The sequence below is a fragment of the Nitrospirillum guaranorum genome (assembly GCF_034653275.1).
Taxonomy (GTDB): Bacteria; Pseudomonadota; Alphaproteobacteria; order Azospirillales; family Azospirillaceae; genus Nitrospirillum.
Genome location: NZ_JAYEES010000004.1, coordinates 1,571,580 through 1,583,834 on the forward strand (window position 1 = coordinate 1,571,580; position 12,255 = coordinate 1,583,834).

The 12,255-nt window shown below is 69.1% G+C and carries 11 protein-coding genes; 10 read left to right on the forward strand and 1 reads right to left on the reverse strand.

What is annotated here, in order from left to right; translation table 11 throughout:
* Positions 1-12: 12 nt before the first annotated feature.
* The gene (locus tag UAJ10_RS28645; RefSeq protein ID WP_322918788.1) at positions 13-441 is read right to left on the reverse strand and encodes a hypothetical protein; all 429 of its coding nucleotides are present in this window, start codon (positions 439-441) and stop codon (positions 13-15) included.
* Between the two features lie 270 nt (positions 442-711).
* Here UAJ10_RS28645 and UAJ10_RS28650 point away from each other — a divergent pair, with 270 nt between their 5' ends.
* The 10 genes from UAJ10_RS28650 (at position 712) to UAJ10_RS28695 (ending at position 12,123) form a co-directional block, all read left to right on the forward strand.
* Positions 712-1,479, forward strand: a complete 768-nt coding sequence (locus tag UAJ10_RS28650; RefSeq protein ID WP_322918789.1) for a fimbrial biogenesis chaperone — start codon at positions 712-714, stop codon at positions 1,477-1,479.
* A 34-nt stretch (positions 1,480-1,513) separates the two neighbouring features.
* On the forward strand, positions 1,514-4,264 hold the full coding sequence (locus UAJ10_RS28655; RefSeq protein WP_322918790.1) for a fimbria/pilus outer membrane usher protein: 2,751 nt from the start codon (positions 1,514-1,516) through the stop codon (positions 4,262-4,264).
* 170 nt (positions 4,265-4,434) lie between these two features.
* On the forward strand, positions 4,435-5,406 hold the full coding sequence (locus UAJ10_RS28660; RefSeq protein ID WP_322918791.1) for a spore coat protein U domain-containing protein: 972 nt from the start codon (positions 4,435-4,437) through the stop codon (positions 5,404-5,406).
* 121 nt (positions 5,407-5,527) lie between these two features.
* Positions 5,528-6,028, forward strand: a complete 501-nt coding sequence (locus UAJ10_RS28665; RefSeq protein ID WP_322918792.1) for a spore coat protein U domain-containing protein — start codon at positions 5,528-5,530, stop codon at positions 6,026-6,028.
* A 108-nt stretch (positions 6,029-6,136) separates the two neighbouring features.
* Positions 6,137-7,069 (forward strand): peptidylprolyl isomerase, encoded by a 933-nt coding sequence (locus tag UAJ10_RS28670; RefSeq protein ID WP_322918793.1) that lies wholly within the window; start codon positions 6,137-6,139, stop codon positions 7,067-7,069.
* Between the two features lie 196 nt (positions 7,070-7,265).
* Positions 7,266-8,906 (forward strand): sigma-54 dependent transcriptional regulator, encoded by a 1,641-nt coding sequence (locus tag UAJ10_RS28675; protein ID WP_322918794.1) that lies wholly within the window; start codon positions 7,266-7,268, stop codon positions 8,904-8,906.
* A 17-nt stretch (positions 8,907-8,923) separates the two neighbouring features.
* The gene (locus tag UAJ10_RS28680; RefSeq protein ID WP_322918795.1) at positions 8,924-9,247 is read left to right on the forward strand and encodes a hypothetical protein; all 324 of its coding nucleotides are present in this window, start codon (positions 8,924-8,926) and stop codon (positions 9,245-9,247) included.
* Positions 9,248-9,358: 111 nt separating this feature from the next.
* Positions 9,359-9,550 (forward strand): hypothetical protein, encoded by a 192-nt coding sequence (locus tag UAJ10_RS28685; RefSeq protein ID WP_322918796.1) that lies wholly within the window; start codon positions 9,359-9,361, stop codon positions 9,548-9,550.
* Positions 9,551-9,556: 6 nt separating this feature from the next.
* Entirely contained in the window at positions 9,557-11,179 is a 1,623-nt protein-coding gene (locus UAJ10_RS28690) for a tetratricopeptide repeat protein (RefSeq protein WP_322918797.1), read from the forward strand.
* Entirely contained in the window at positions 11,176-12,123 is a 948-nt protein-coding gene (locus UAJ10_RS28695; RefSeq protein WP_322918798.1) for a hypothetical protein, read from the forward strand. The genes UAJ10_RS28690 and UAJ10_RS28695 overlap by 4 nt, the downstream gene beginning before the upstream one ends.
* Positions 12,124-12,255: the final 132 nt, after the last annotated feature.

The window sequence follows — 12,255 nt, forward strand, 5'->3', positions numbered from 1 at the left end:
CCTTCGGCCTCCTTATTCGCCCGCCGCCTTCGGCGGTTGGGCAAACTGTATTAGGTAATTGGCGTAGTCGGCGACCTTCAGCTTGAAATCCAGGCTTTCGTTGCCGGCCATGGCACGGGCCACGATCAGGTGGTTGCCCACGGTGGTGGGCGTCAGCTTGTAGACGCCGGCCGCCCCCTTCAGGCGGGGATAATAGTTGGGGTCGACGGGCTTTTCCTTGGCGGACAGGCGTTCCAGCGCCTCTTCCTCCGTCCAGTCGCCGACCTCGATCTTCTTCACGAGGGTCCAGTCCTTTTCCGCCGCCCAGCCGGCGGCCAGCGCCGCGGCCACGGCATCGGCGCCGCCCTCGACCACGCCCACCTTGAAGATGTTCTTGGGCAGGCCGACGTCGGAGGCCCATTTCGACAGGTTGGCGCTGCGCGCGACGAACAGGGTGGCCATGATGGGAACCGGTCTGTTGTTGAAAAGCGGTCCCCTGGTCTACCCCAGGGCGCCGGTGGAGACCAGATTTAGCCGCGCGCCCATCGGGACACTTTCGGAATTCGCGCGAACGTGTCACGGAAGCGGATGCAACGCTGGCCGCATGTGGGTATGGTGGGGCCGCAAACGCCGGGGGGCGGCATTCAAATAGACCCATACACCGTTATTTAACACCTGCGGCCGCATTCACACGCGCTGTACTAAAACGCTACAAGAGTCGGGCGATCATCCATGTCGGCATTTCACCGGTTCCGTTTCTTCCGCTTCACGCGGGTCCTGGCCACGACCTTGGCGGGCGCTGTGCTGCTGTCCACCGGCGCGCTGGCCTCGTTCCGTCTGATCCCCATCGAGATGGACATGGAGCCCAGCGGGCGCGGCGCCACCCAGATCTTCCGGGTGGAGAATGACGGCAAGGACCCCGTGGCCATCGACGTCAAGGTCATGGCGCGCGGCATGGACCAGGACGGCCAGGACGTCCTGACCGACGCGGAGGACAGCTTCGCCATCGTGCCCGAGCAGATCATCCTGCAACCTGGCGAGAACCAGTCCATCCGCGTGCAATGGTCGGGCGACCCCAAACCGGCCAAGGAACTGCCCTTCCGCCTGGTGGCGGAACAGCTGCCCATCGACCTGGGCGGCACGCCCGTGCAAGGCGGGCAGGTGAAGCTGCTGGTGAAGTACGTCGCCTCCCTCTACGTCGTGCCGGAAGGGGCGAAGCCCAAGCTGACCGTGGTGTCAGCCGGGCCCAAGGCCGCCACGGCGCCGGCCACCGGCACCGTCATGGAGGTGGTGGTGCGCAACGACGGCACCTCGCGCCAGGTCATGCGCGACCTTGAGGTGACCGCCCAGGTGAATGGCAAGACCGTCACCCTGCGCAAGGAGCAGCTGACGGGCATGGTCGGTGAAAACGTCCTTGCCGGGGTCACCCGCCGTTTCCATATCCCCTGGCCGGCGGATCTGCCCCAGGGCCCCGCCACGGTGACCCTGTCGGTGCCCTGACCCTCCCCCCGAGTGCCCTGAGACGAGGACGGCGTTGCGCCTGTCGCGCCTGAATATCGGTAACCGCCTGTTCGGCGGCGCCTTTTCCCTTGACCGCCCCGGCCGCCCGCGCCGGGGCGCGCTTATTTGCGCCCTGATGGCGGCCGTGGTCGGATCGACCCTGGCAGGGCCGGCGCTGGTTGGGTCGGCGCGCGCGCAGACGGCCCCCGCCAACACGCCCCCCACCGCCCAGAACACCGAGGCCTTGTTCGAGAAGACCTTCGGCAAGAAGAAGAAGGCGGAGAAGCCCACCACCCTGGACCTGCCGGTGAAGGTGGAGGGGCGCGAGGTTGGCCAGGTGCCGGCCAAGGTGGCGCCCGACCCCGCCGAAACCCAGGTGGACCTGAACCGCCTGGCCCTGCTGCTGCACGATTTCGTCCAGGCCAAGGTGCTGAGCGACCTGGTGGCCCAGGCCGGGCCAGACGGCTATGCCAAGCTGAGCGCGCTGAGCCTGGGCGGGCCAGCCGGCGGCCCCAGGAGCGGCCCCGGGGCCGCCGCCATCTCCATCACGGTGGACCCCAAGGAGCTGACCCTGTCGGTCAAGGTGCCGCCACAGCTGCGCGCCATCCGCAACCTGACGGTGGTGAACCGCGCCAACGCCGCCAGCGGCTACCAGGTGCTGGAGCCGGCGGACGCCGCCGCCTACATCAACCTGCGCACCGCCCAGGTCTTTCTGGCCCAGCCCGCCACCGACAGCGGCAACTACCGCCAGCCCCTGAACGTGGGCCTGGATGGCGGCGGCAACATCGACGGCTGGTCCTTCGAGTGGGAGGGGCAGTACCAGGAACAGTACAGCCACCATTTCATGCGCGGCACCGCCCGGCTGATCCGCGATTTCACCGACGACGCGGTGCGCCTGCAGGCCGGCGACCTGGACTATTCCATCACCGGCATCCAGACCAACCGGCCCCTGACCGGCCTGTCCATCGCCCGCAACTACACCCTGCAACCCTACCGCGCCATCCAGCCCACGGGCAGCCGCGACTTCATCCTGGATTCGCCGTCGCAAGTGGAGGTGCTGGTGAACGGACGCCCCACCCGCGTCTTCCGCGAGGAGGCGGGGCCCGTGAACCTGTCCGACTTCCCCGGCACGTCCGGCACCAACGACGTGCAGGTGCGCATCACCGACGCCTATGGCCAGACGCGGACCATCGACTTCCCCTTCTTCTTCGATTCGGAGCTGCTGGCGGAGGGGGTGTCGGAGTTCAACTACACGGTGGGCATCCCCTACACCACCGGTACAGACCGCCTGATCTACGACCGCAGCCGCCCCACCTTTTCCGCCTATCATCGCCAGGGCATCACCGACGACCTGACCCTGGGCGCCAGCCTGCAGGCGGACAAGAGCCAGCAGGTCATCGGCACGGAGGTGCTGTTCGTCACCGGCCTGGGCACCATCGGCATCAACCCAGGGGCCAGCCTGGGCGCGTCGCGTGGGGCGTCGGTGGACCTGACCTACCGCGACTATACGAACGATGAGCAGTTCTACCAGCAGCGCACCCTGACGGCGCAGGGCAGCTGGCGGTCCGGCGGCTATGCCAGCCTGGGCACCCTGGACCCGCGCAACACCGTGTCCTACGACCTGTCCGCCCGCTATGGCCAGCCGCTGGACGAGGATCTGACCGCGACGCTCAGCGGCCGTTACCAGCTGGTGCGCGACGACAGCCAGATCGACGGCTATTCGGTCGATCTGGGCTTCCGCCGCCGCTTCGGCCGCCACGCCACGCTGGAGCTGACGCTGAGCCGGGCGCGCAACACCGTGACGCGCGAGGCGGACAACAGCGCCTACCTGGCCTTCCGCTACACCTTCGGCGACGGCGTGCAGTCCGCCGGCTTCACCACGGACACGCTCAGCCGCCAGCGCGAGCTGGACTGGCGTTACCAGGACCCGTGGCCCACCAACTCCTGGAACCTGTCGGTGGACGCCACCAACACCACCGGCACCTACCAGGCCAGCGGCTCGGCCGGCTACACCATGGACCGGTTCGAGGCGTCCATCCGCCACGACTACAGCCAGCGCCTGTCCACCCTGGACGGGCCGCTGCAGAATGACGAGCGCACCACCCTGAACTTCGCCACCGGCCTGGTCTTCGCCGACGGCCATGTCGGCGTCACGCGGCCGGTGACCAACAGTTTCGCCATGGTGGTCCCCCACCCCCGCATCGCGGATGAGGAGATCGGCGTCGATCCCGTCACCGGCCACTACCTGTCGTCCAGCGACTGGCTGGGCCCGCCGGTGGTGCCCAACATCTCGGCCTACTTGGTGCGGCCGCTGCTGCTGGACGTGCCGGACGCGCCCATGGGCTATGACATCGGCAACGACCGCCCGGCCATCGTGCCCGGCAACCACACCGGCACCCTGGTGCCCATCGGCACCGACGCCACCGTGTCGCTGGATGGCGTCCTGCTGGATCCCGAAGGCAAACCCGTGCCGCTGGCGGCCGGCGTCCTGCACCGCACCGACGGCAAGGGCGTGAAGACCGTCAACGCCAAAGACCCCAAGGCCGGGCAGGAGGTGCAGTTCTTCACCAACCGCAAAGGCCGCTTCCGCGTGGAGGGCGTGCGCCCCGGCGAATGGCAGATGCAGCTGACGGGCGTGCCACACAAGCCCATCCCCGTGACGGTGCCGCCCGAGGCCGAAGGCACGTTCCCGCTGGGCACACTGAAACTGGAGGCGCTGCCCGGGCAGACCATCAACCTGTCGCCCACCAAGCCGGCGTCGACGACGGGGGGCGGCCCCTCATGAGGAACCGGACCTTGAAGATCATGGGGATAGGTTCCGGGCACCGGGCCGCCCAAGACGGCCGGCCGGAACGTTTCTTGCTTGATGACGCGGCATCGCCCGACGGCCCGCGCCGCCGGGACCATCCCCTTGACCGGGTGCGCCCGGGCCGGGACGCCGCTATTTTGGATGCCATGGACCAGCCGACCCGCCTTCGCCCGCCCCGTGCCGCCCGATTCAGGGGCGTCCATCTCTGGGCCCTGCTGGCGCTGGCCCTGCTGATGGCCCTGCCGGCGACCCCGGCCCGCGCGCTGCAGACCTGCTTCGCCCAGCTGAGCGGCCTGTCGCAGGTGACGCCGGTCACCAGCTACGACCCCTTCGCGGCCTTGCAGCCCCCGACCTACAACACGGTGACGGTGCAGTACATCGCCGGCAGCAACTGCACCTTCGGCATCGGCATCGACAGCGGCCTGTGGGGCAGCACGCGGCGCATGCTGGGCCTCAGCGGCAACTGGCTGAGCTATGACCTGTACAAGGACGCGGCGCTGACCCAGCGGGTGGGCGACTCTGGCACCGGCAACGTCAGCAACCTGATCACCGGCTCGGTCAACAACGGCCGGGGCACCCAGACGGTCACCACCGGCTTCTACGCCTCCGTCCCCGCCGGCCAGCTGGTGGGATCCAACTACTACTTCGACCAGGTGACGGTGACGCTGTATCAGCTGAACAGCTCAGGCGGGGTCGTCGCCGTCATGGACAGCGCCATCGTCCAGGTGCGGGCGACCGTCCGCACCTCCGTCTCGGCCACCGTCAACGTCGGCGGCGTGCGCACCAACCTGGGAGTGTCGGCCGCCAACGTCGACTTCGGGGAACTGACCACCGGCGCCAGCCGCAGCTTCGACCTGGAAGTGTCGGGCAACACCGGCTACAGCGTCTCCATCCAGTCGCAGAACGGCGGCCGGCTGGTGAACAGCGGCGCCGGCACCTCGATTCCCTACAGCATGACCGTGGATGGCCGGGGCGTGCCGTCCAGCGGCACCACCCTGACCTATTATAGCTACTCCAGCCTGGACCGGCACACCTTCATCGTCGTCATCGGCGACGTCACCAAGGTCATCGCCGGCACCTATACCGACTATCTGTTGATGACGGTGACGGCGAACTGACATAAGCTCTGGATCAGCGTCCAGGATCATCCATTTGATCCGAGGCGGGGTGCCGCAGAAGGCGGCGACCCATCATGAACGACAGATGGCGCCGGCCCGGCTGGCGTCCTTGGAGACTAAAATGTCCCAGCATCTGCCCGATACGCCCCATGCCCCCGCGCATGGTGTTTGTTTGGCCCTGAGCGTTGCCGCCACCCTGGCCCTGGCCTCCGCCGCCTGGGCGGCCGGTACCACCGGCACCATCCGCATCGGCGCCACCGTTCCCACCGTCTGCACCGTCGCGGTCACCGACAGCAACGCCACGCTGGACCTGGTCAACGGCCAGAACGCCGTGACCGTGGGATCGGTGACCGAACAGTGCAACGCCGGCAGCGGCTACACCGTCTCGGTCGCCTCGGCCAACAGCGGCACGCTGAAAAGCAGCGCCACCGGGTCCGGCGCCGTGGCCTACAACCTGAGCTACGACAACACGGCCGCCGCCAAGAACGGGTCGCTGACCACGGACCGGTCCGGGTCCGGGCAGGCCCGCCAGGGCACCCTGGCCGTCAGCCTGCCGGGCAACAACCAGGCCGTGGCCGGGCAGTACCAGGACACGGTCACCATCTCGATCGCCGCGAAATAACCCCTCAAACCACTTGCCCTTGGTCGGGCCCAGGACCGATCCTGCGGCCTGGAAGGCGGCCCCCCTTGTCCGGGTGAGATGGCCGCCACGAGGAATGAAGGGGAAGCGATGCGTCGTTCGATGGTAGCCGCCCGCGTGGCGGCAGCCCTGGTTTGCCTGTCCGTCACCGCCCATGCCGCCGATGCGCCCAAGCCGGCGACCAAGACCGGCCCGGTCGCGGCCGAGGTGCTGGCCGCTTCCACCCCCGCCGACTGGCGGTCCCCCGACCCGGAAAACCTGCTGTACATGGACCTGGCCCAGGGCCGGGTGATCATCGAGCTGGCGCCCGCCTTCGCCCCGGCGCATGTCGACAACATCCGCAAGCTGGTGCGCGAGGGCTGGTTCGACGGCCTGGCCGTGGACCGGGTGCAGGACAACTACGTCACCCAGTGGGGTGACGCCGACAACACCCGCACGCCCAAGACGGCGCAGACCAAGCTGGCGCCCGAATTCGTGGTGCGTGGCGCCGCTGTGGCCAAGCTGCCCTTCACCCCCCTGCCCGATCGCGACACCTACGCCCCCGAGGCGGGCTATAGCGACGGTTTCCCAGCGGCCCGTGACACTAAGGGCCAGCAAGCCTGGCTGATCCATTGCTACGGCATGGTGGGCGTGGGCCGCGACATGGCGCTGGACACCGGCAGCGGGGCGGAGCTGTACGCCGTCATCGGCCAGGCGCCGCGCCATCTGGACCGCAACATCACCGTGGTGGGCCGCGTCCTGCGCGGCATGGACATCCTGAGCAGCCTGCCGCGCGGCACCGCCGCCCTGGGCTTTTACGACAAGCCGGAACAGCGCATCCCCATCGCCAAGGTGCGGCTGGCGGCGGACTTGGCCCCCGACCAACGCGAGAAGCTGACGGTGCTGCGCACCGACACCCCCACCTGGGCCGCCTATGTCGAGGCGCGGCGCAACCGGCGGGAGGATTTCTTCCCCGTGCCGGCGGGGCATGTGGACGTTTGTAATATCCCCCTACCCGTCCGTATGGCGGATGCGTCCAAATAAGGCCCATAGGGTAGAAGCGGGGGCGCCAACTCCCGCCGCACCCTAACCCAAAGAACACGTCTGCGCCGTTGCATCCTGCAAGGTCCGTCGTTGACAGCGCTGGACGTTTGCTTGAGAAACTGCAAGCTGCAATGCCCGACGCATTTCCGATGAGGATAGGCGCTGGCAGTTAAGTTCCGGTGAAAGCCTCCGCCCCATGGAAACCCGCCCGCGCCGCGTCCTGATCGTCGAACCCACGCCGTCCCTGGCGGCCGCCTACAGCCAGGCGCTGCGCAAGGACGGCCACGCCCTGCAGGTGGTGGATACGGCCCCGGCCGCCCGCCGCGCCCTGGCGGAGGCGCCGGCCGACGTGGTGCTGCTGAACCTGCAACTGCCGGGCGGCAACGGCCTGGACCTGCTGAAGGAGCTGAAGACCGACGCCAAGGCGCCGCAGGTGGTGGCGCTGACGGCCCAGGGATCGGTGCAGATGGCGGTGGACGTCATGCGCGCCGGCGCCGTCGACGTGCTGCTGCTGCCGGCGGGGACGGAGCGCCTGCGCCAGGCCATGGCCGCCGCCCTGGCCGAGCGGGCGAAGGTGCTTGAAGCGGCGCCGCCCGCCGCCCCCGTGGAGGATCCGCTGGGCTATCTGGGCTTCGTCGGCACCTCGCCCGCCATGCGCGGCGTCTACCGCATGATCGAGGCGGCGGCCCCGTCCAAGGCCACCGTGTTCATCACCGGCGAGAGCGGCACGGGCAAGGAGGTTTGCGCGGAGGCCATCCACCGCCGCAGCCCGCGTGCCGGCCGCCCCTTCATCCCGGTGAACTGCGCCGCCATTCCGAAGGACTTGATGGAGAGCGAGATCTTCGGCCACGTGAAGGGCGCCTTCACGGGGGCGACGACGGATCACGCCGGCGCGGCGTTGCAGGCCGACGGCGGCACGCTGTTCCTGGACGAAATCGGTGAGATGGACCTGTCGCTGCAGGCCAAGCTGTTGCGTTTCCTGCAGACCGGCATGGTCAAGAAGGTGGGCAGCGAGAAGGCGGAGGCCGTGGACGTGCGTATCGTCTGCGCTACCAACCGCGACCCCTTCGCCGAGGTGCAGGCCGGCCGCTTCCGCGAAGACCTGTTCTATCGCCTGCAGGTCATTTCCATCGAGCTGCCGCCCCTGCGCGACCGTGGCGACGACATCCTGCTGATCGCGCGGGAATTCCTGGCCAAGTACACGCAGGAGGAACGCAAGTCCTTCACCGGCTTCAGCGATGAGGCGGAAGAGATCATGCGCACCTACAACTGGCCGGGCAACGTCCGCCAGTTGCTGAACGTGGTGCGCAACGTGGTGGTGCTGAACGACGGCGCCGTCATCCAGCCCTTCATGCTGCCGCCGCCGCTGAACAAGCCCACCATGATCGTCCCGCCCATGCTGAACGACCCGCGCTGGGCGGCCATGGCGGGGCCCATGCCCTTCCCCTTCACGCCGCCGCCGGCCGCCAACCTGGCCGGCCCCACCCCCGGGGGAACCCTGGGCGGCGTGGCGCCCACCGGGTTCGGCATGCCGCCCATGGCACCGGCCGCGCCGGCGCCGGGGGGCGTGTCGGTGGGGGGTGCCCGCATCCCCGGCGTTCCCGCCGGCGCCACCAGCTGGGCCACCCCCATTCCGCTGGACGACGCGCCCGCCGCCGCCCTCGACTCCGACCCCAATCCCGAGCGCCGCATCCGGCCGCTGTGGATGGTGGAGGAGGAGACGATCGAGGAAGCCATCCGCCTCTGCCAGGGCAACATCACCCGCGCCGCCGCGCTGCTGGAGATCAACCCCTGCACCATCTACCGCCGCCGCCAGAAGAAGCGCGCCACGGCCTGAAGTCCAAGGAAACGGTCATGATCACGGAAATCCGGCACATCATTTTTTCCAATGACGAGCTGAAGCTGGTCTTCCAGACGGTGCCGCTGGAGGGCTTCGACGCCGGCCGCCGCATCCTGAGCATCCAGGTGGTGGAGGGGCCGCCGCCCACGGTGAAGCTGGCCAGCGACCTGCCCACCGGCGGCGGGCGCGACGAGATCCAGGTGGAATCCTACCAGCTGGCCCGACTGATCGTCGCCTACTGCCGCGAAAAGCGCATCCCGCTGCCCAAGGACGCGCTGAAGACCCTGCACGCCCAGGGCGACCAGCTGTGCTTCAGCATCATGAGCTCGCTCAGCTAGCCAAATCTTCATGGCGCGCGCCCGACTCTATGCCTTGAGCGGCGGGTCGATCGGCGCGATACTAAGCATGATTGGCCTGCCCACATGGGCGCGGCCGCCGGAGTAGTTGAGATGCAGATCGACAGCCAGGCCGCCGCGGCCACCGCCGCCAACGTGCTGCAGGCCAGCCTGCAATTCCAGGTGCAGGCCCTGAAGCAGACCACGGACGCCCAGGCCTCCGTCGCGACCGAACTGTTGACCGGGCAGAGCGCCGGTCCCGCCCCCACCGACGGTCGCGGCCAGCTGGTCGACATCAGCGCCTGATCCCCCTTGGCGTCCCTGTCCGAAGTCCTGTCCACCGCCGTCGCCCATCATGAGGCCGGTCGGCTGGACGACGCGGAAGCCCTGTACGCGGCCATTCTGGAGCAGGTGCCGGACCAGATCGACGCCCTGCACCTGATGGGTGTCTTGATCCTGCAGCGGGCGGTGAGCGCCGTTCCCGCCGACCCCGTTCGGATGGCCGCCGGCGTGAAGCTGATCCGCCGCGCCCATGCCCAGCCGGGCGCCGCCGCCATTCCCGACATCGCCACCAATCTGGGGGGCGCATTGAGCGCCCTAGCCCGCGCATATGCCAGGACGGACGCCCGGACCAGGGCGCTGGAAACCCTGCTGGAGGCGGAGGAGCTGGGCCTGCCCCTGACGCCGGCCGACCGTTTGACCCTGGCCGACAACCTGTCGTTGGTGCAGGCGGGAACGGAGGCGGAGGAGCATTACCGCGCCCTGCTATCGGCCGGCCCAGTCGCAAGCGCTCAGAATCTGCCGGCTCGAGTGGGTCTTGCCCAGCTGTTGATCGCGCGGCAACGTCGGGCCGAGGCCTTGTCCCTGCTGGACGGCTTGCCGCCGCCGGATGCGCCCCAGGCCACACCCAGTCCGAGCGCCCAAGCCGTGGCCCAGGGCCTGCGCGCACAGTTGCTGATGACTTCAAGGCCGGAGGACGCCGCCGCCGCCTTGGTCCATATGGAAAGAATCGGAGGTGCCAGCGCGGAACTGCGCCACCTGTCGGGCAAGCTCCTTCAGGTTCAAGGGGATATCGCAGGCGCCCGTGCCCTGTACGCCCAGGCCCTGGCGCTGGAGCCAGGTCACGCCGAGGCCCGGTTGGCCCATGCCGAAGCCTGCCTGCGCCTGGGCGCGTGGCGGGACGGCTTTGCCGACCTGTCCTGGCGCTGGATGCGTCCCACTGCCGCCCGCCTCTATGGATCCATCCCCCTGTGGGAACGGGCCGACCAGGACATTTCCGGACGGCGTCTGCTGGTCTGGGACGAGGTGGAGTTGGACGTCCTGCCCCACCTGGCCCGCCTTCTGCCCCGCCTGCGGGAGCGGGGGGCGGAGGTGATCGTGGAGGTGTCGCCCGGCTGGGCCGCCCTGCTGCCCACGGGGCCCGGCCAGCCGCTGGCCGGCATCACCGTCGCCACGCGGGGAACGGATGCGGTGCGCGCCGATTTGCAGGTGCCTCTTCAGGAACTGCCCGACCGGCTGTCGCTATGGGATGCCGGGGACTTCTGGCGCGGTCCCTATCTGGCTGCGCCGGCCGGCATACCGCCGCGGCCGTTCGCGGGACCGGCCGTGGGCGTGGCCGCCGACGCGCCACTATCCCTGGCGCCACCCTTGCCGCCCGGCGTGACGGCCGTGCCCCTGGCCGTCCCCGCCGCAGACCAGCCCGAAGCCTGGGGCCGATTGGCGGCGACCCTGGCGGCATTGGACGCCGTGGCGCTGCCGGCCGGGCCGCTGGCCCACCTGGCCGGTGCCATGGGCCGTCCCGGCGTGGTGCTGGTGCCGGTGAACGCCGACTGGCGCTGGCCGGCTGGGGGCGAACGGACCTCCTGGTACCCGTCCCTGCGGCTGGTCCATGGCGCCGGCTGGCCCGCCAGCCTGAACCTGGATGCGCCGTCATGAGCGGCATCCTCTATGTCACCGGCGCCGATGAGCGCTATTTCGCCACCACCCTGCTGCTGCTGGAAAGCTTCGCCCGGCGGCTGCCGGACGCGCGGCTGATGGTCTGCGACTATGGGCTGGCACCCGGTCAGCAGGCCTATCTGGCGGAACGCGGGCAGCTTCTGCCCCGGCCCCCGGGCTTGCCGGACACGCTGCATCCCTATGCCATGAAGGCCGCCATCCTGGACTATGTCGGTGGGCTGCCGTGGCGGGCGCTGTGCTGGATCGATGCCGACATGCTGGCGGTCGGTCTGGACGACACCGTCATGGCCCTGCTGTTCCGACGCCTGGAGGCGAGCGGCGCCGACATCGCGCTGACCACCGACATCAACAGCCTGGCGCTGTCCGACGTGGCCGCCATGGACAAGGGCGGCACCGGCATGGCGCCCTTCCGCGCCCTGCTGGCCGACAGCGGCGCCGATCCCGCCGCGCCCTATATCAGCGTCGGCTTTTGGCTGTGCCGGTCACGGGACCTGTTGGTCGAGTGGGACCGGCGCAGCCGGGGGATGCGGCCGCATTCGCTGTTCGAACAGAACGTCATGGCCCTGCTGATCCACGGGCCCCGCTGGGGCTACGCCGGCCGGGCGCTGTTGCTGGACCCGGTGGAATGGCAGCCGCAAAACCATCTGCTGCCACTGATTCGCCCGTCGGGCGACGGCTATGGGGTGCGGGGCCGAACCGTACGGCTGGTGCACTGCACTTCCTGCGGCTACTGGTTCATGGACGTCTATAAAAGCCATGTCGAAGTGAACGGACGGGCCTTGGCCGGGTATTTCCGCATCCTGCACAATCCGGCGCTGCGCACCCTGCAGACGGACCTTTTGCACGACCATGTGACGCGCCATGGTGACGCACTGGCCCGCCACGGCCTGCTGGGGGACGCGTCCGCCGGGCGAAATCCCTGAAATAGCCGGTGAATCGGCGCCAAGTGGGCATATCTTGCCTCTGTTCACCAGCGGCGGCGCCCCCTATCCTCTCGCGATGAGAGAAGCGAGGCGGGCCCCAAGGGCAATCCCGGAATGGGGCCGGCCGGCGGA